Genomic DNA, 19392 nt, shown 5'->3' on the forward strand with positions numbered 1-19392 from the left:
TCTCTCCTTCAATTTTATTATTTATTTGCCAACGATTTTCCTTCAGAACCAACAATATTTATATAGTATTCAACCATCTCCTTAGCTGGAATTAATGTGGAATTCATCAAATCAACATATTCCATATTTCTATTTTTATTTTGTGAAATATATACTGCATCTGCTTGTGCCTTCATAACATCAGATCCCACATTTACCTTGTTAATGCCACACGCAACTGCTTGGCGAATATTCTTTTCACCACAGCCTGATCCACCATGCAAAACAAGAGGAATTCCTGTTGCTTTCTTGATTTTTGAAACAATTGCGAAATCAAATACCGGTACAAAATCTTTAGGCATAACCCCATGAGTTGAGCCAAACGAGATAGATAAAGCGTTTACATTTGTGGCATTAATAAACTTGATTGCATCATCCGGATTAGTGTACATATCCGCGTTAGTAAAGTGATCTCCCACAACTGCTCCCATATTTCCAACCTCTGCTTCTACGGTAGCCTGATATTGCTTAGCCAAATTAACAATTTCTTTCGTGGTTGCAACATTTTCTTTAAAATTCATTTCAGATGCATCAATCATGACGCTTGAAAATCCCTCTTTTAGACTCTCTTTCACATATTCCGGTGACTTACCGTGATCTAAATTAATTGCCACTTCAACATTTGCATCCTTTGCCATCTTTATTAGTGATGGCAAGACATACTCCCTAGGAATGTGTTTTTCCAAATGTTCCATTAGCAAATCAATAATAATCGGAGCTTTCTTTTCTTCAGCCGCAGAAATAGTTGCATATGAGCTTTCCAAATTAAAACAGTTAATAGCCATTACTGCATAATTATCTTCATTTGCCTTTTGCAGCATCTTCTCCATCGAAACATACATAAACTTACTTTCCTCCTAACTAATACGAATATCTCCTAAATCGATATCTTCTTCGGATTCTTCCTCTTTCTTAGGTTCCTCACTAGGTTTTTTCTTCCAAGCAAACAGAATTAATCCCGTCACAACTGATCCAATTAAAAGAGCTAGTAAAAAGAGTAATGGCTTGTTCATCGCTGGCACAATAAACAATCCGCCGGAAGGAACAGGGCTTTCAATTCCCCATGTCATAGATAATCCACCACCAACAGCTGCTCCTAAAGAACAAGAAACAACCATTCTTATCACATCTACCGCCGCAATTGGAATAACGCCTTCCGTAATCATGACAATTCCCATTGGAAATGCAACCTTAATATTGTCTTCCTCTTCTTGAGAATAAATTTTATGCTTAAATATTTTTGAAAGTACCCATGAGATTGTGACTCCAAAAGGTGGAACCATTGACGCAAGAATCTTCACTGCTTCTGGTTGCTTAACACCTTGAAGAAGCAAACCATCGGCAAACAACGAAGCTACTTTGTTAACCGGACCCCCAAAATCAAACGAGGCCATACCACCTAAAAGCGCTCCAAAGACAAACCTTGCCGAACCCTGCATACTGTTTAAGAATGAAGTTAATGCATTTGTGGCCCATACGATTGGCTGTCCAATTACAAAGAACATAACAACTCCCATAATTAATGAAGATAATAATGGAATAACCATCATTGGTTTGAGCCCTTCTGCCCATTTAGGTACTTTAATGTACTTAACCAAAAATGCGACTAACCAACCTGTTAAAAAACCGCCTAACATTCCACCCAAAAATCCAGCACCGATATTATAAGAAATAATTCCGCTTAATAAACCTGGAGCAATACCTGGTCTATCAGAAATGGAATATGCAATTGCAGCAGAAATAACTGGTGCTAATAACCCCATTCCCCAAACGCCTAAAGTCGTTAACGCAGATGGTATTGAATATCCACTCTTAAAATTGGTAATTACTTGTCCACCCGTCAAATTTCCAATTGCAATCAATAATCCTGCGGCAACTACCAAAGGTAACATGTATGAAATAGCCGTCATGGCATGTTTTTTTAATTGTAATTTTTTTAACATTTTTCTACTCCTTTTCGAAAAATTATTCATTATTATGCGTTTTGAATTTTTGTCACCACTGCTTCGAGTAGTTTCTTTGGTGCTTTAATTGCTGTATTAGTAGAAACTTCAACAACTCTTTTTCCCTTAAATCTGTCTCGACCACCAATTTTGATATCAACCACTAACAAAACAAAGTCGGCCTCTTTGATTTGATCACTAGTTAATTCATTTTCCGTTCCAATAGTTCCTTGCGTTTCCATATGAATCTCATAGCCTAATTCTGTGGCCGCTTTCATAACTTTTTCTCTTGCAATATAGGTATGAGCAATTCCTGATGTACACGCTGCGATTCCAACAATTTTCATTTTTCTCACTCCTTTGATGTATTGATAAACAAATCAATTAATTCATCTTTTGTTTGAACTGTGTGTAAATTTTTAATAAAATCTTCGTTAGCAAGTAAGATAGCAACTTTTTGTAATAGTTTAATGTGTAAAGTATTTGCATCGGTATCCTTCACTGCAAACAGAATAATGACATTAACTGGTTTATCATCCAGTGATTCCCACTGAATATCATTTTTACTAATTCCAATTGCGATTGTGGTATTTTTTACAGCAATAGACTTGCCATGTGGAATGGCCACACCTTCGCCTAACCCAGTCATTCCTTCTTTTTCACGTGCTAAAACATCATCAACAAATTTCTGTTTATTCTCAACATCTCCGTGTTTTACCAGCAAGTCTGTTAATTCATTGATAACATCTTTTTTGTTCATTGATTTTAAACTTAAAGATATTAAATCCTTAGTAATAACTTGTCCAATATCAAAATTGTTTAAATCGATTGTCATCTTACTTCATCTCCTCTAACATTCCTTCAACCGCTTCTCTATCTTTCTCTGTAAACATTGCATTGACCAATATTACTGACTTAGAATCAATACTTTTACCCGAATTAATTGTTGTAATAATAAAATCAATTTTTTTATTAAATGCATCTTTATCATTTTCATACTGTCTAAGAGACAGTACATCAATTACATGAATTTGTGGAAACACCTTCTGTACCTTTACTTTGAGAAGCTCTGAAGTTCCAATTCCACTTGCACAAATGATAAGCACTCTGGCACTTTTAGGATGTTGTTCCAAATACTTTGCAAAATACAGTGTAAGAAAACCAACCTCATCATCCGAAAGATTTTTACCATATTGATTTTCAAAAATTTGATTGGTCGCAGCTTTAACGTTGATATATAAAGTTGGATACTCTCTTTTAATATCTGGTAATAATTTGTTTTTTATTTCAATCTGATTATTGATGCGATTAATAAGTGGCTTTACATGCCCCAAAAGTTCCTTTTCAATCTGAACAGAATTAATACTTATCCCAATCTCTTGACTAATTTTTTCTATCAATTTTTTTGTTAGTTGCTTAACTTCTGACGAGTATCCATTGTTTTCGTCGTTATCCGAAAACAAACGTGATGAAATCAAATATTGAAGTATATAATATTTCTCAACATCTTCAATTTTTAGATTTAAATAGCCAGACAAACTTTCAATAAAATTGCTCGCGATTTGATAAAGTTCTTTGTTGTTCGCAATTATTTCTAATTCAGATTTATTCAGTTTTAGATTTTCATTTTTCTTATAAACAATACCCTGCCGGTAACGATTAACAAGAATATAAATATGTGAAAAGATGTTAATATTATATGGATAAGGGATGATAGATCCTAGTTCACTTTCAATTCGGTGAATCTGTCGATGGATAAATCTCATATCATATGAATTAGAATCCGGAAATTGATTTTCTAAATCATTCAAGTCCATCGTATTTATTTTGTTTACTGATTTTAAAATTGCTTCTCTAATAGCTATTTCTGAACCTGAAGCCCCCACTAAATGTTGCCTTCGAATTAACTTCAAATGAAATGCCTGTAACCTATTACGAATGTCCATCAAATCATTATTTATAACTGGATCACTCACATAATATGGACTAAACAACGATTCACTTGATATCAGTTTTGGTGCATGAAATAAAATTTTTAACAAAATTTCATTTCTTCGTTCTACTGGTGAATAATCACTAACCCATTTTGTATCATTTTCATTTTCCAAATAAGTTTCATATCTTAAAAGATAACCTTTACCTCTTTTTGATATAATGACTGGTCGACCACTACTTTCATTAATATCTTTGACATACCTGATAACAGTTCGTGCAGAAATTTTTAGTTCACTTGCTATGTCATTGGAGGTCATATAAGTGTTTCTTCTTGCAAGCAGGGATAAAATTCTATTTTCATTTTCTCCAAGTGACATTTGATCACCTACTTTCTTTATGAATTAAGTATATGTCCTAAAATTGGCAGCGCTTTATTGAAGAGTGTCACTTGATCTTGTCATTAAACAAACTCTTGAGCAGGAGTTTACTAACAACAAAAAAATGCAGAAAGAAATTCTTCTCTCCACACATTTATTTGATGTTTTACAGTTCATATTCATCTTAATTTAGTGATTGTATCGCTTACTACCTAATTCCATATGAAATTTAGGATCTTTGGGTTTACTTGGATCAACTCCACGTAATTCTGGCAAGGTTGATGCCATAATTTGAAATAGTAACGGAAATATAAATGTTTGCATATCTTTTGGTACCTTCACATCATATCCAATGCTATGCGAATCACCAGTTCCAGAAAAATTAACTATATATAGTTTGTCTGACCATTGACCAAGAATCTCCAACATCTTGGTTAATCTGGGTTCGGTACCATCGTCCATAAAGAAAACTGTCGATTTCTCATCAATAGCATTATAAACACCATGAATAAATTCATTGAATTCATACCCCGTTACTGGAACACGACAAGTTTCTAAAATTTTCAAAGCACTTTCAAGAACATCACCATAAGATGAGCTAGGGCCAACAACCCGAACATTATCTAGTTTAGCCAAATTGCTCTTATTTTTCTCAACCCACTCTTTTGCTCTTTCGTATGCTTGTGGGAATACACTCAAAGTTTGTTTAATTTCTTGCAAATCTTGATTAAATATTTCGTTATTTAACGTTCCATTATGAAGCCCAATTTGTTCTGCCAATAAAAGCAGATTTAATTTTGTGGCATAAAATCCTTTAGTTTTTGCTCCGGCTTTTTCTTCTCCAATATCTACCGTTAACACTTCATCCGCCAATTCATCAATATAGGCATTTTTTTCACCTGCCATTGTGGCAATAATGCATCCTTTTTCTTTTGCAATTTTCATAGCATCATATGTTGTAAAGCTGCTCCCGCCTTGTGAAATGCCAATAAAGAGTGTTCTTTGATTATTACCACGCAAAAACTCAGGTGTAATAAAAAAAGGATAGTAAGCATCAACTTCAACTCCACTTTTAATTCGCATAATTTGTTGCATTTGTACCCCTGAATGATAACTGGTTCCAGAACCTGTAATAATAATTCGGTCAATATTTCTATTTATCACATTTGAAAACAAACTTGAATTTTCCTTAATAATTTTATTTAACTGATTTGGTGTTTCTTTTATATACTTTTGAATTAAATTCATTTTTAGATCTCCTCTTAAACTTTATAAAATTCCAACAACATGTGCTAAAATCCCGATAATCAATATACCAACAGTTAACTTTGAAATACTTACTTTTTTTCGAATTAAGTAAAAAACAAACAAAGTAATTAAAAGCGGCAGTAAATTAGGAATAATTTGATCAATAATGCTTTGAATCTTGACAGTTGCACCGGCCATACTAAACTTGATTGTTGTTTGCACAACAAGCATTGTGGCCACCATTCCTCCAACTACCATCATTCCAATTATTCCAACAATTGACATAATTCGATCCATCAATCCATTTTTTTGCAGTTTTTCTAAAGAACTGACACCCACTTTATAGCCATATTTCAATCCCCAAATCCTTGCAGCAAAATTCGGAATATTATAAAGAACTAAGAATAAAATAGGTCCAAGTATGCTGCCCTTCTGAGCTAAGGAAATTCCAATTCCTGCTGCAATTACTCTGAATGTTCCAAAAAACAGTGAATCTCCTATACCCGCTAATGGCGCCATCAAAGCAGCCTTAACAGCATTTATAGAACTAGCATCAAAAGTACCAGAATGGTTCGCATTTTGTTCCTCCATTGCTGTGCTAATTCCCATAATTGCGGGAGTTACTGCAGGAGTTGAGTTAAACAATGCAAGATGCCTCTTTAAAGCTTCAGCCTGATCATTTTCCTTATCATAAAGTTTTTTTATAACAGGTGTCATTGCATAAGCATAACCAATATTTTGCATTTTCTCGTAGTTGAACGCGCCTTGAAGCGCAAAAGAACGCCAAAACACTGAGTGTAATGTTTTTTTATCGATAGTTTTATTCAATGTTGATATCTCCTTTCGTTAACTTACTGTTAGCATTATCTTCTTGTGTTTCATTGATCAAATCTTTATCACTATTATTTTGATTCATATATAAATTTATGATGATAGCTACACAGGTTCCTAATAATGCAATTGCTGTAATATCTAGTTTTAAATACGAGGCAAGTAAAAATCCCAGAAAGAAGAATACCATCATTTTCTTTGAGAAAAGCATGTCTAACAGCAGTGCAAACCCTACTGCAGGTAATAAATTACCTGCAACAGTTAATCCATTTAGAATCACTTTTGGAATTGCATTAACAATGTCATTAATTCTTGATGCTCCTAAAATCATAGCTAAAAACGTTGGTATAAAAGTACTGAAGAAAAATAATGTTGTTGGTACCCAAAGCATTAATGCTACTCCCTTAAAATCTGCTTTTTGAGCATATTTATCTGCCTTATGTGAAAAGTAAAGATTAACAACTCTCACCAAAACACCTAATGACTGAGCCAAAACAGCCACTGGTACGGCAATTGCCAAGGCAATTCCAATTCCTTTTCCTGACATTATGGCTAATGCTGTTCCAATTACTCCTCCAGTAACATAATCTGGTGGAGTTGAAGCCCCAATTCCCGCAATTCCCATCCAAACTAATTCAAGCTGTGCACCAATAATGATTCCCTGTTTTAAATCTCCCAACACCAATCCAACAAAAACACTTAAGAATAGTGGCCTTCCAAATAATGTAGATCCCAATACTCGTTCATCAAGAATTCCAACACCCGCTATAAGTCCAATTAACAAGGCATTAATCATCAGATATCATCCTTTCTTTAATAACTCAGATAATGTGGTTTTTTTATCTCTTGGTAACATTCTAAAATCTAATTCAACACCCAGATTTTCTATTTCTTCCAAATCTTTTAGATCTTCAGCAGATACCGAAATAAAGTCATTTAATTTTCTTTTCCCTTCTTCAAACCGTAATCCACCAACGTTAATAACTTTGATAGCATTCCCCGAAGTCTTAACTAACTCAAGTGCGTCTTTGACAGTTCGAACAAGTACTAATACCTGAGCTTTTTTTGCATTTGCAAATTTCTCTACGATTGGCCCCGATTCAGAAACACCACGAATATATAATTTCACACCATTTGGTTTTGCCAAATCCAAGGCCATTGCCTTTACTCGATCATTTTGAGCTTGATCATTTACAACAAAAATCGTGTTTGCCTCTGCAGAAGACGTCCACCCCACAGCAACTTGACCATGAATCAATCGATCATCAATACGTACTAACTTTAACAATTTAATCACTCCCTTTTAATAAAATATTATTTACATTTAATACACCTTCAGATCCGGCCTTTAAGGATTCTTCAATCAAATTATTTGTTGAAATTTCATCATTATCCATTGTGAGTATTGTAAGTAACATGGGTAAATTTAAACCCGCTAAAAGTCTAAAATGATGTCCTCTCATTAATAACTCGGCACAAATATTAGCTGCACTTCCACCAAATAAATCTGTTAAAACGATCAATCTATCCTCATTACTGTCCTGAATAAGTTTTTCTAATTCCTCCTTTGCTGAATCTTCGGATTTTTCCTTAGTCATACAAAAGCATCGAATATTGGTTGTAGCTCCAACAATCAATTCCACAGTTCTTTTAAATTCCTCACTCAAACGACCATGTGTTGCAAGAATTATTTCTTTCATCATTCACACCTCCTAAAGCGTTTACATATTAATATAAGCAAAAAGTGTGCCAACCTTAAAAAGGTCAACACGCTTTTATTTTTAATTAATAATAATCTCCCTAATATAAGCCATTTCGGGGTCACTAACTTGAATCATGAAAGGTTCCTCGATCACACTAATATGTCTATTCAGCACACTAAACACCTTGTCACGACTAATTAATTTGTTATTCCCTTTATACTTTGCAATACCTTCGCTACGAATCAATCGCTCAATCATACTTCCAAGATGAACATATAATGCAATTTGTTTTTTATTTGACAATGGCAGATCTAAATCTTTCATAATACTTGTTATGAATTTTTCCAATACAGGCATAACTTTTTCTGGTGAAATAATTGTTAAAGAATCCATAACACGATTTAATGAAAAGTTTTTTATTAATTGCTGCTCTGCAATTTGAACATCTTCTTCCGAACTAATTGGTAAAAGCATCCTTTTCAGTTCTTGCATTTTATTTCCGGAAATTATATCTTCCAGACCTAGATAAGGCACATTTGGCACATGAGGATCATCAACTCCAATTATTCCTAGAATGTTATAGTGTTCTTTCTCATATTCGGTTAAACCGTTTGACAAGCCTTCAAATTCACTAGTGATAATCTCAACCTTTATTACACCTTCAAAACTTTTTACAAGTAGTTTTTGAATTTGTTCAGCCGTACCAACGCCTGTCATACAAGTTGAAATAATAACATTATGTCGACTAGATTCAGAATTTATATAAGTGCAATCAATTTGAATTTTTTTAATGTTTTTTTTAATATCAATCAAGTCTTTACCTTGTTGTAATTGATTTCCAATTTCGATAGCAATCGGTGTACTAACTTTGTCAACTAAAAGCAATGGGTACGAATAAAACTTCATAACATGTTTAGTAATTGTAGACAATGAACCCATGTCAATCATGACTATAATTCCATCACGTGGTCTAATATGCTGAATTGTTTGACGTAGTGAACTTACCATGTCTTCCACCGTTGCAGTGGGTAACATATCTATTCCATGAAATACAGGGTAATGTAATATCTCATTCCCAGTTTCGGCGATACTAGAAGCCGTAGCATAACCGTGTGCCATTATTATCGCTGGGATAGGTAAAATAGGTAGTTCTTCGCTTGACATCATCATTGAAATCCATAACATATCATTATCTGAAAAATTAATCTCAAACTCTTTTTCAAGTAAACTTTGCATTTGTCGTATAAAAACATATTGTTTAGAAAAAAGTTGAATAAGTTCTTTTGATACTTCAACCTGATTTGCTTTTTTAATATCAGCATTTAAAACATAATAAACATAGACTGAAATACCATAAACAAAATTATTATTATCATAAAAATCTTCACCATATTGCATTATTTTTAAGATGTCTCGTACTTCTGTAATTGTATGTCTAAAAATTACATCATCAGACTGAACAACGGAAAAATACAAATGGTTCATTAAATTTTTTACTATAAAAACATACTTACTGCGACTTCGAATTTTTGACCTATCCATTTTTTCAATATATTTCCATGCCTGTTGTATTTTTTTTACAATTGGATTGGACATTTCTTCAACTAATTGACCCTCTTTGTACCCATAAAAAGATGTGTTGTTTCCACCTGAAGATAATATTTTATTAGTAATTGTTCCTTCAGCATCTTCATAAAAAATTGTTGGTAAATTACGAATTGAAATTCTAATATTCTTTTCATTTAACTGATTAGCATAGACGGTCGCTACAATAGATTTAATTGTATTTTTTGCTTCACCAACGTTTGCTATATAATTATGGCGATATAAAACATTGAGCGCCTTATTGCTTATTTCAATTGTTTTTCGGATGCGTTTGCTTTCCGTAATGAAAAAACTATTTATCAACTGTTTTTTCTCAAAAAAGCTTCGTTTTTCAAGCGATGGCATATTAATTCTAATCGGAACTCTTCTAAGAAATGTTTCTAAAAACTCGCTTTTTGTTACTGTAGTTGCAAACATTAATCTTGCTGAACTACGAATTTTTCGAGCATCATCACCTAAAGGTGAAAAAGTTCCTGAATCCATAAATGTAAATAATTTTTCCTGTCCTTCTGCACTGAGTCTATGCACTTCATCAAGAAAAAAGATTCCTCCGTTTGCTTTAGAAAGAGAACCGGTCACTTCTTTATCTGCCCCTGTAAAAGCCCCTTTTACATACCCAAATAGTATGCTTGAAAGTAATTCTGGATTATTTGCATATTGTGCACAATTTATCGTAACAAAAGGAGCCTTATTTTTTAAAATACCGCTGGCAATTGCATAATCATGCGCACATTTTACAAAATAACTTTTTCCGGTTCCAGATTCCCCAAAAATCATTACCGGTAATCCATTATCCGGGTACATCAAACTTGCTTTAATTTGTTCAACTTGTTTACGTAAACTGCGATTCCACCCAATGATTTTATGCAAATTAAATTCAGTTCTTTTTTCTTTAAGATCTCGTAAAAATTCAGTTAAACTAGCATACTCAGATAATAAATATTTATGTGCTCTTTCATCAGGTAGCAGAAAACATACTGGTCTTGAATTTATTTTGATAATTTGATTTTCTCTATAAAGTTGGTTCAGTTTTCTACTTGCTACCGTCCGCGATAATTTTAATGTGTTAGCAACATTCTCTGTTGTAGGTATCATATTCAACTGTAAGTCTTTTAAATACTTATCTGTTTGTTTCTTGACAATTGAAAGTACCTCTCTATCCCTATCATCCATTTTATTACCTCCATATTTATTAAGCGCTTTCAAAATACAGCTTCATTGTATCATGCACACTATGCTTTTAAAATGACACAGTGTTTAATGGAATAATTGTTTACAAAAAACGAAGCATTCCAAATAACTGAATGTTTCGTTTAATATCTTAATTTGTAATTTTATTTATTTTCAAAATTTTAAAATTCATAATGGATCATATCTCGATATTCATTAAATAGTTTCTTGTTCTTTTCATCTCCACCGTCAAGGTTAGCTGAGTAAAATACTGGTGCATCCCCTTTACCACGATCAGCCAACTGTTGACTTGCTTCCACAATAATTGTGTTTAGAATAGACGCTCCTATTACTGTTGATGTGGGTCCCACTTTCTGTGGGGCACCCTTTAATTGACAAGCTGCATCACCGATATCACCATGATTATCAATCACAACATCGGCAACTTCAAAAAGATGTTTTCCAGAAGAATGACGACTAGCAATTGATTTAGAATATTTCACGTTGGTTAAACCAATTATTTTGACACCTTGTTTTTTTGCTGCTAATGCAAGATCAATGATAACCGGATTTCGACCCGAAACAGAATGAAGAATCAAAATATCATTTTTCTGAAAATGCACTGTACTTGCTAATGCTGTTCCATATCCCTCTAGACGTTCCATCTTGCTCGTAAACGTAATAGGTTTACGATCCAACATTACTTCACGTCCAAAAATAGCATTAATTGTAATCATTCCACCTGCCCGGTAATACATTTCTTCAGAAAGAATTCCTGCATGACTAGCACCAAAAGAATAAATAGAATTTTTTTCAACATTAGCATTCACAATCAACTTGATTGCCGCATTAATATTATCTTTTTCGGTTGTCTCTACGATATTCAACAGTTCTCTTACTTTATCAATATATTGATACAATTTAAAATCCTCCAATCAATGAAGCGATAAACTTACTAATAATTGCCCATAGAGATAAGTCATTACCACCAAAAATGAGCATCCAATTTTTAATTGTATCGCCCATCATTGCTGACGAAATTCCTACAAGCGCAATCATAGCAAATGATGCAACTGCAGTACCAATTACTGCGCCACGAATGCCGCCTTGACCCTCACCAACAATTGCAGCACCACCACATTCAAAGAAACTAGTAATAACCATTGGCACAATTAAAACACCAAAAATGTTTGTCGTATTAGCTATTAACACTAAAATAGTCGAAGTAACAAAGGCAGAAATAAATCCGATGATAACTGCATTTGGTTTATAATTAAACAAAATTGGGACATCAAATGCTGGCTTTGCTCCAGGAACCAATTTTTCAGAAATACCCTGGAAGGCTGGAATAATTTGATTTACAAGCAAACGTACACCATATAATAAGATGAGCAGGCCACCACCAAAAGTTAAACCGGCATTTAACGCAACCATAAATAAATTACCGCCCTTTGGTACCAAAGCTGGAGCAATAAATCCAACAATAATATCAACCAAGAACATTACCATACCACCACTAATAGAGATTTCTCTAAAAAATGAAAGTCCCTGTGGTACCTTAATATCCTCTGTTGAATGAGCTTTATTACCAACACGTTTAGCTACAAAACCTGAAATCAATGATAAAATTGTCGTTGGATGTCCGATTAAGAAGGAATCATCCCCAGTTGCTGCCCAGACATACTTTCTCATAACCCAAGGTGCAATTGAAAAGTATAAGGCAGATAAAATAGCACTAATAACAATTAATACTGGCCCACGTAATCCACCTTCAACTCCACCAGCTACAATAACAAATGGTACCCACCAAAGCATATGTCCAGTTAGAAAAATGGTTTTAATTGGCGTAAAGCGTGCAATTAATAAGTGAATTACTAAGGCCAGAAACATTGCCATTCCCACAGCACCACCATAATCAGCCGTGAAAGTTACATCTGACAGGCCTTTAGCAACCCCCACACCCATCTTTACTTGAACAGATGTATTAATTGCAGAAACTACACCAGTCAACATATTGACTCCTTCAGTCAATATCACCATCCCAAAGGCTGCCGAAACACTGCCTTTAATTATTTCAGCAATTGGTTTTTTCTGAACAATTAAACCAATCATTGCAATTAGCCCTAGAAGTACTGGTGGATCTTGCAAAACGTTATTTAAAATAAAATCCATTATACCTTTTAAAATATCCATTATTTTTCCTCCTGTTCAGCTAAATATTCCTTCAATTTTTCACCGACTTCATTTTTATCCATATATCTCTTAATTGTATAAACGGGTTTACTAGTTGATTCTTTCAAATCAGGAGCTAATTCAGCACTCGTAAAGTAAACATCAGCATCTGTTGCCTTGGCTGATGCAATATCTGTATTCTCCACGGATGCACCAGTAACTCCCAAATCCTTGATCACTTTATCTAAAGTCATTTTAAGAACCATGGAACTTCCCACACCAAACCCACAAACTGCTAAAATTTTCATATTTATTCCTCCATTTTGGCGAATAGATTTACTATCTGCTTTTTGTTTCCGTCTAAGACTGTTTTATAAGATTGATCATCCATAAAAATAGTCATAATTTTTTGAAGACTTTCTAAATGACTGTTATTGTCCACAGCTGCCATAATGAAAAAGATTTTAACTGGTTTTCCAGCAAGATCAATTGGTTGCTTCGACACAAGTAAACTCATTCCTACCTGATTGACGCCATCCCCTGGACGAGCATGCATTAAGGCGAAGTAATCTGAAAGTACCATGTACGGACCATTTTCCTTAACACTAGTAATCATGCTTTGAACATAACGATCCGTAATTTTCTTCGATTTTATTAGTGGCTCACTTGCTTTTTTTACTGCCATTTGCCAATCTGACGCATTGTCTATAACTTGTATATTTTGTTCTGTTAAAAGTTTATTAGCCACCGTTACCTGACCTCCATCATTTTAGAAATAAACCACTCTTTGTTATTTATGCCTTCCATAATTAAATTCATAAAAGGCTCTACAGTTTTCTTGTCTTTATCACGTACCATTAACAACGAGATAACATCTACCTTGTTGTTTCCCCACTCAATTGGTTTATCCAGAATCAGTACCGAAATAGAACTATTCTTTAACATCTTTGGATCACCATGTGGTATCGCAAATCCATTTCCAAGAAATGTCGATTGTAAATTTTCTCGTTGATAAACCGTTTTGCGATATTCGTTTAATGTTTTTTTTGATTCCCACTTTCTAGTTCTAAGCAAGTAATCAATCGCTTTTTCACGATTTTGCATATTTTCGAAAAAAACATGTCTTTTTAACATTTGAAAAACTTGTTTAATATCAGTGTGGATAGCTACATTTTTCGGAACATTATTCATCGTTAAATCAATATACTGATTCATAATCGTTTTCATATCTTCTAATGTCATCATTGGTGAGATTTTTGCAATTGGAACCGAAACATTTTGAAGAGGAACAGTTGTTATAATAAGATCCACATTTGTCAAATCTTGTTTAGCTAACTCCGCTCTAGAAACGACTTCAATCATTGAAACGTTAGGTAAAATCTGATGCATTTTTGCAGAAATTAAAGAACTGGTTCCGATTCCATTTGGACAAACAAATAGAATTCTTTTAACATCCTTTGATCGTTCAATTGCTGCTTGAAAATGAATCGTAACAAAGGCAACTTCATCATCCGAAATTGTTAAATCGTTCACACTACCGAACTCTCTCAATGAGTACCAAACAACTCCGAATAAATTGGGATAATTTGTTTTGATTTCATTCAATAACGGATTAATAACGGTCATATCAGACTGTAAGCGTAAAATCATTTGATATAAGTGCAATAACAAATCTGTATTTAACCGTGTATCTTGAGTTAGATCAATACCAATGTCGTATCCGACATTAGCTATAAAGGATTTTACTTTTTTCTTAAACAAATCTGGTATAGAAACATTTTGCATAAAAAACTTAAATCCATTACCTAAAACAACATATGAAAGATAGCGTAATTCACTTTGAGAAAACTGATAGATTTTTTCTTCTTCCACAGCTTTCAATAATTCGTATACTAAAGGATATTTTTCAAACTGAAAAAATAACTTTCCCAGTTGATTTCTCTTCATTTGTTGAATATGATGTCCAGAATTCCCGCGTTGAACAAGAACAGCGGTGGTCACAACAATATCTTTCAAATAGTTCTCCGGTACTTCTAACGACCACTGACGAGCCTTTTTCTTAAGTGTGTGTCGAATTTTTTTCAGTAGTTCTGGATCAATAAACAGTTTCAAAAGAGATTTGTCTGCTTGATCCGTGCTCATCAAATTCGTAACAACCCGTTTTAAAACCTTCTGCTTATTTCCTTCGCCTCCTCCAATGTACGTTCCAGAATTATCAAAAACTAAAGGAACATTGTCCTTTGCAAGTAACTGCTTGATAAATACAATGTCATTAGCAATGCTACTTCTAGATACAAAGTAATCATCAGCTAATCTTTGGTAGCTCAAATGTTCATTATTCAGTAATCTAACTAAAACGAAATATTTGCGTTTTTTACTTGTCGGAATTTCTTTTGCATTCAAGTTATCACCTTCATTTTCATTCTAAGCAAGCGCATACATTTTAAGAAGACCAAAAAAATTGTTCAGTTTTAAAGAAATAACTGAACACAGTGTTATTAATATCTTTGATTAAGATTTAATCTAATGTTTAACTAGAAATCAAATTAATGCAATCACCATCATGTGTGTATTTGAATTTTTTAGACAAAAAAATACAGGTAAAAGTACCTGTACCGTATTATTGTTATTCTACTAACTAATCCCCATAACCACTTGATAACTATTAAATAAATTAATCGAAATAACTAACAAAATTGCCATGCGATATACTAACTCAACTTTTTGAGCATCAACTACATGGCTATATTTGGCACCTATTATGCCACCAATAGCTGCTGCTGGAACAATAAATAATAATGTTTTTAAGTCGAAGCTCCAAATCATTCCTGAGAAAATAACAGCCAATATTTTTGAAAATTGCGAAAATAGAATGGTAATAATGGAATAAACCGTTGCTTCTTTAATTGGAAAACTACAACAAAGCATTAATAATGCCACATTGATCGGTCCACCACCAATTCCAAGTAACGTTGAAATCCATCCTAAGAACATACCAATTAACATTAATAACAACAAATTGGTAATTCTAAAATGCCAATACGGGGCAATGGAATAACCCAAAGCAAATAAAAGTGTCAAAATTGTTAGTATTACTTGTATTTGATTAATTATATGGTCGTTTGCTATAACTTGCTCCAACCAATTAAACGTCGTATTTCCCAACAAGCCACCAATAATTGCTCCAAATGAAATTATAAAAACAAACTTCTTTTTAAGATGAATTCCTAAATTTATTTGTTTATATGTTGATGTGATCGCCATTGTAAAGACTGCTACACTACTAAAAAAGTTTATTTGTATTAATGGATGGGCCCCGATGACATCTAGAATTGGTTTGATGATGACACCTCCGCCCATCCCCGCAATAGCACCAATTACATTGGCAAAGAAGATGACTAATGCATACGTGATATAGATCATCACAAACCTCCTTTGAATTAACTTAATGTGGCTACTTTATTTCCGGCCTTAATTAATCCAGTCTGAAGATCAAGTTTTTTCCCTAAATCTGTGAAATTAGTAATGGCAATAATAATTACTGGATTCAGATCAGCTTTCTTAACTGCATTAAGATCAATGCTTACTAATGGCGTCCCTGCTTGTACTTTTTCGTTCAAATTGACTTTTACATCAAATGGCTCACCTTTTAAATTTACCGTATCAATTCCCATATGAATGATTAATTCCACACCAGTATCACTGGTTAATCCAATTCCATGTTTAGTGTCTGCAATGAACGTCACTTTACCTGTTACTGGAGCAACAATTTCACCATTAGTTGGATTAACAGCAAATCCATCGCCCATCATCTTACCGGCAAATACTTCGTCTGGTACTTGCGTAATCGGAATTACATCTCCCTCAACTGGTGACACAATTTCAATCGTTTCTTTTTTCTTTGAAAACCAACCCATTTTATTACCTCTCTTTTAGATATCCTTAACTACTCTAAATCCAAGATTAGAACTAGCTGAATCACTGACTTCACCATTTCTTGCACCAACTCGATATCTATTACAAAAACTACAATGACATAAGAATGACCCCCCACGAATTGCCATTTGATGTGGTTCATGAACTTTTAAGGTTTCCTGCCAAAACTCCTGACTTTGATGATCAGTAAAACTTGATAAAGGTATACCGCGCGAATTACTGCACCATTCCCAGACGTTACCAATCATTTGATACAGACCGAAGTCGTTAGGTTGAAAACTTTTTACAGGAGCTGTTCCTAAATAACCATCTTCTAACGAATTCTCACTTGGAAAATTACCCTGCCAGGTATTAGCATGAAATTCGTGATTCTTAGTCAGATTATTACCCCATGGATATTTAAGACCAACTTTGCCACCGCGTGCGGCCTTTTCCCATTCAGCTTCGGTTGGTAAGCGATATCCTGCCCATACACAATAAGCAATTGCATCATTTAACGATACCTGGGTTACTGGATAATCTAATCGGTTTGAAACACTACTTTGTGGACCTTCTGGATGATTCCAACAAGCTCCTTTAACAGCACGCCACCATGGCATATCTTTTGTAGCTTTAGTTTTTTCTAGCTCTTCTTGATCAAGAAGTTTGAAAAAAACATATGACCAGCCAAGCTTTTCGGCCTGTGTTTCATACCCAGTTTCATCTACAAACTCTTTAAATTCACGAATTGTAACGGTTGTCGTACTAATTTGATAAGTAGCTAATTCAACGCTAGTAATCGGTCCTTCCCTATCTACCGGAAAACCTATTTGATCGTTAGTTCCCATATCGAACCTTCCACCAGATATCATCTTAAATTCTGTTTTATCCTTTACTTTCAACATAATTCTGTCTCAATTCCTTCCTTGCACCATAAAGTCACTTAAGTCCCAGTCTGATAAATTCTTCTTTTGGTGCTTCAATTTTTTTTAATAATTTGGTCAGTTTTTCAACCATAATTTCTTCAATTGCTTCATCATGCAAAGGATGTTCTTGATTCGGATCCTTAACAATATCAAACAAATAGTTTCCTAAAGCGTAAGAGTCCATATGATTACGTAAAGATAATTTACCCACAGTCATTCCTTGAGTAAATCGATTACCTTTTACTAATTCAAGGCTCTTCATATCTTCCGGACTGTAAAATCCACGCATCTTTGTAAAAGCCAATGTATAATTCACTAATGGCTCATTATCTGGATTTTGTGAAGCGCGCATATAAACATATTTGCCATCATAGACACAGGCAAAACTACCATTTACACCAAATAGAATGTCACGTTCCTTAACATGTTTTTCATTACTCTTAGCTGCTTCATCAAGGACTTTTAAAATTGATTGCCCATCACGAACGGTATCATCGTGAATATTAAAGTAATCTAGCAATGTTTCTGGTAAATCAATTGTCTGGGCAATTTGGCCACAAATACTTCCGTCCCGTTCCGGATGCGATGGATCATGAATAAAGAATGGCAAATGAACTAATTCGTCATAAACAGGAGAAATATTTTTTCCAATCCAATTGTGTTCACCTAGTAAAAAGCCATGATCAGTGTTCACGATTACCAAGGTATCTTTCCACATATCATTTTGATCTAGAACATCTAGAATTTTTCCTAGATAGTGATCGCACATAGTTATCAGAGCTGCGTACTCTTTTTTAAGGTCCTCAATGTCATCTTTAAATCGATCATCCACTAATTTTTGATAAGTTGGCCAATATGGAATATCTTCTGACTTAATACAGTCGTATATCTGACGGTACTTATCCGGTACATAAAATGGTTCATGGGGGTCAAATGACTCAATTTGAAGAAACCAATCTTTTTTGTCCCGATTTTTTTCTAGAAAATCAATTCCTGCGTTAATAGTTTGAACACTGGAAATATCCTTTTCATCATTAATTCTTGTAATATTCGCCATATGTTGTTCAACCGAAACGCCTTTTTTATTTAAGGCATTCTGGTTCTGATTAACTTCACCTTCCATTCGAGGAATCCATCGATCTCCTTCTTGTCCGCGGAAGCCTTCCCAACTAGAATAACGTGGCAAATACGTTGCTCCACCATCTTCCCAGTAGTGAGAATGATCAGTTACGATATGTGCATAGACACCGTTGTTCTTTAATTTTTCAATTGCTGATTGATCAAAAACCTCTAGTGGTCCCCACGATCTAAATGGGAAATTATACATTCCCGTGTGCAATTCTCGTCTGGCTGGGATACAAGGTAAACTCCCACCATAAAAATTATCGAACGTAATCATTTTTTTCTGAAGACGTTGAAAATTTGGAGTTTTTATCCATTCATTACCAAAATTGGACAGAAACCTTTTTGATAAAGTATCAAACATAATCATAATGGCTCGCATACTAACTCTCCCTCTCTTTAAAAC

The 19392-nt window shown here is 34.0% G+C and carries 20 protein-coding genes; all 20 read right to left on the reverse strand.

What is annotated here, in order from left to right; translation table 11 throughout:
* Positions 1 to 17 precede the first annotated feature (17 nt).
* Positions 18 to 881, reverse strand: coding sequence for a class II fructose-bisphosphate aldolase (locus IV87_RS00265; RefSeq protein WP_057804901.1), 864 nt, complete (start codon positions 879 to 881; stop codon positions 18 to 20).
* A gap of 15 nt (positions 882 to 896) precedes the next feature.
* Positions 897 to 1982: a PTS fructose transporter subunit IIC gene (locus IV87_RS00270; RefSeq protein WP_057804902.1), complete on the reverse strand. Its 1086-nt coding sequence runs from the start codon at positions 1980 to 1982 to the stop codon at positions 897 to 899.
* 32 nt (positions 1983 to 2014) lie between these two features.
* On the reverse strand, positions 2015 to 2329 hold the full coding sequence (locus IV87_RS00275; protein ID WP_057804903.1) for a PTS fructose transporter subunit IIB: 315 nt from the start codon (positions 2327 to 2329) through the stop codon (positions 2015 to 2017).
* A gap of 5 nt (positions 2330 to 2334) precedes the next feature.
* Positions 2335 to 2817 carry a PTS sugar transporter subunit IIA gene (locus IV87_RS00280; protein WP_057804904.1) on the reverse strand — a complete coding sequence of 161 codons (483 nt, stop codon included), beginning with the start codon at positions 2815 to 2817 and terminating at the stop codon, positions 2335 to 2337.
* Position 2818: 1 nt separating this feature from the next.
* A complete protein-coding gene (locus IV87_RS00285) occupies positions 2819 to 4294 on the reverse strand; it encodes a BglG family transcription antiterminator (RefSeq protein WP_074693796.1) in 1476 nt (491 codons plus the stop codon).
* A 189-nt stretch (positions 4295 to 4483) separates the two neighbouring features.
* The gene (locus tag IV87_RS00290) at positions 4484 to 5542 is read right to left on the reverse strand and encodes an SIS domain-containing protein (RefSeq protein WP_057804906.1); all 1059 of its coding nucleotides are present in this window, start codon (positions 5540 to 5542) and stop codon (positions 4484 to 4486) included.
* A 21-nt stretch (positions 5543 to 5563) separates the two neighbouring features.
* Entirely contained in the window at positions 5564 to 6370 is an 807-nt protein-coding gene (locus tag IV87_RS00295) for a PTS system mannose/fructose/sorbose family transporter subunit IID (RefSeq protein ID WP_057804907.1), read from the reverse strand.
* Positions 6363 to 7169 carry a PTS mannose/fructose/sorbose/N-acetylgalactosamine transporter subunit IIC gene (locus IV87_RS00300; protein WP_143053123.1) on the reverse strand — a complete coding sequence of 269 codons (807 nt, stop codon included), beginning with the start codon at positions 7167 to 7169 and terminating at the stop codon, positions 6363 to 6365. The genes IV87_RS00295 and IV87_RS00300 overlap by 8 nt, the downstream gene beginning before the upstream one ends.
* A gap of 6 nt (positions 7170 to 7175) precedes the next feature.
* Positions 7176 to 7661 carry a PTS sugar transporter subunit IIB gene (locus tag IV87_RS00305; RefSeq protein ID WP_057804909.1) on the reverse strand — a complete coding sequence of 162 codons (486 nt, stop codon included), beginning with the start codon at positions 7659 to 7661 and terminating at the stop codon, positions 7176 to 7178.
* A 1-nt stretch (position 7662) separates the two neighbouring features.
* A complete protein-coding gene (locus IV87_RS00310; protein ID WP_057804910.1) occupies positions 7663 to 8073 on the reverse strand; it encodes a PTS sugar transporter subunit IIA in 411 nt (136 codons plus the stop codon).
* Between the two features lie 81 nt (positions 8074 to 8154).
* Positions 8155 to 10854 carry a sigma 54-interacting transcriptional regulator gene (locus IV87_RS00315; protein ID WP_057804911.1) on the reverse strand — a complete coding sequence of 900 codons (2700 nt, stop codon included), beginning with the start codon at positions 10852 to 10854 and terminating at the stop codon, positions 8155 to 8157.
* Between the two features lie 179 nt (positions 10855 to 11033).
* A complete protein-coding gene (locus IV87_RS00320) occupies positions 11034 to 11771 on the reverse strand; it encodes an SIS domain-containing protein (RefSeq protein WP_057804912.1) in 738 nt (245 codons plus the stop codon).
* A 1-nt stretch (position 11772) separates the two neighbouring features.
* A complete protein-coding gene (locus IV87_RS00325; RefSeq protein ID WP_057805008.1) occupies positions 11773 to 13023 on the reverse strand; it encodes a PTS ascorbate transporter subunit IIC in 1251 nt (416 codons plus the stop codon).
* Between the two features lie 20 nt (positions 13024 to 13043).
* Positions 13044 to 13331 (reverse strand): PTS sugar transporter subunit IIB, encoded by a 288-nt coding sequence (locus IV87_RS00330; protein WP_057804913.1) that lies wholly within the window; start codon positions 13329 to 13331, stop codon positions 13044 to 13046.
* A gap of 2 nt (positions 13332 to 13333) precedes the next feature.
* The gene (locus tag IV87_RS00335; RefSeq protein ID WP_057804914.1) at positions 13334 to 13771 is read right to left on the reverse strand and encodes a PTS sugar transporter subunit IIA; all 438 of its coding nucleotides are present in this window, start codon (positions 13769 to 13771) and stop codon (positions 13334 to 13336) included.
* A 2-nt stretch (positions 13772 to 13773) separates the two neighbouring features.
* Entirely contained in the window at positions 13774 to 15426 is a 1653-nt protein-coding gene (locus tag IV87_RS00340; protein ID WP_057804915.1) for a BglG family transcription antiterminator, read from the reverse strand.
* A 231-nt stretch (positions 15427 to 15657) separates the two neighbouring features.
* Positions 15658 to 16446 (reverse strand): sulfite exporter TauE/SafE family protein, encoded by a 789-nt coding sequence (locus IV87_RS00345; protein ID WP_057804916.1) that lies wholly within the window; start codon positions 16444 to 16446, stop codon positions 15658 to 15660.
* 17 nt (positions 16447 to 16463) lie between these two features.
* Complete coding sequence (locus IV87_RS00350) at positions 16464 to 16940, reverse strand: PTS sugar transporter subunit IIA (RefSeq protein WP_057804917.1); 477 nt, start codon at positions 16938 to 16940, stop codon at positions 16464 to 16466.
* 15 nt (positions 16941 to 16955) lie between these two features.
* Positions 16956 to 17843, reverse strand: coding sequence for a formylglycine-generating enzyme family protein (locus IV87_RS00355; protein ID WP_201783985.1), 888 nt, complete (start codon positions 17841 to 17843; stop codon positions 16956 to 16958).
* 34 nt (positions 17844 to 17877) lie between these two features.
* Positions 17878 to 19368, reverse strand: coding sequence for a sulfatase (locus IV87_RS00360; RefSeq protein ID WP_057804918.1), 1491 nt, complete (start codon positions 19366 to 19368; stop codon positions 17878 to 17880).
* Between the last annotated feature and the right edge of the window lie 24 nt (positions 19369 to 19392).

Source organism: Pediococcus ethanolidurans (assembly GCF_001437405.1).
Classification (GTDB): Bacteria; Bacillota; Bacilli; order Lactobacillales; family Lactobacillaceae; genus Pediococcus; species Pediococcus ethanolidurans.

Coding starts and splice junctions, on each gene's coding strand:
- IV87_RS00265 (WP_057804901.1), bottom strand. CDS start 881: ATGTATGTTTCGATGGAGAAGATGCTGCAAAAGGCAAATGAAGATAAT.
- IV87_RS00270 (WP_057804902.1), bottom strand. CDS start 1,982: ATGTTAAAAAAATTACAATTAAAAAAACATGCCATGACGGCTATTTCA.
- IV87_RS00275 (WP_057804903.1), bottom strand. CDS start 2,329: ATGAAAATTGTTGGAATCGCAGCGTGTACATCAGGAATTGCTCATACC.
- IV87_RS00280 (WP_057804904.1), bottom strand. CDS start 2,817: ATGACAATCGATTTAAACAATTTTGATATTGGACAAGTTATTACTAAG.
- IV87_RS00285 (WP_074693796.1), bottom strand. CDS start 4,294: ATGTCACTTGGAGAAAATGAAAATAGAATTTTATCCCTGCTTGCAAGA.
- IV87_RS00290 (WP_057804906.1), bottom strand. CDS start 5,542: ATGAATTTAATTCAAAAGTATATAAAAGAAACACCAAATCAGTTAAAT.
- IV87_RS00300 (WP_143053123.1), bottom strand. CDS start 7,169: ATGATTAATGCCTTGTTAATTGGACTTATAGCGGGTGTTGGAATTCTT.
- IV87_RS00310 (WP_057804910.1), bottom strand. CDS start 8,073: ATGAAAGAAATAATTCTTGCAACACATGGTCGTTTGAGTGAGGAATTT.
- IV87_RS00315 (WP_057804911.1), bottom strand. CDS start 10,854: ATGGATGATAGGGATAGAGAGGTACTTTCAATTGTCAAGAAACAAACA.
- IV87_RS00325 (WP_057805008.1), bottom strand. CDS start 13,023: ATGGATTTTATTTTAAATAACGTTTTGCAAGATCCACCAGTACTTCTA.
- IV87_RS00330 (WP_057804913.1), bottom strand. CDS start 13,331: ATGAAAATTTTAGCAGTTTGTGGGTTTGGTGTGGGAAGTTCCATGGTT.
- IV87_RS00345 (WP_057804916.1), bottom strand. CDS start 16,446: ATGATCTATATCACGTATGCATTAGTCATCTTCTTTGCCAATGTAATT.
- IV87_RS00350 (WP_057804917.1), bottom strand. CDS start 16,940: ATGGGTTGGTTTTCAAAGAAAAAAGAAACGATTGAAATTGTGTCACCA.
- IV87_RS00355 (WP_201783985.1), bottom strand. CDS start 17,843: ATGTTGAAAGTAAAGGATAAAACAGAATTTAAGATGATATCTGGTGGA.
- IV87_RS00360 (WP_057804918.1), bottom strand. CDS start 19,368: ATGCGAGCCATTATGATTATGTTTGATACTTTATCAAAAAGGTTTCTG.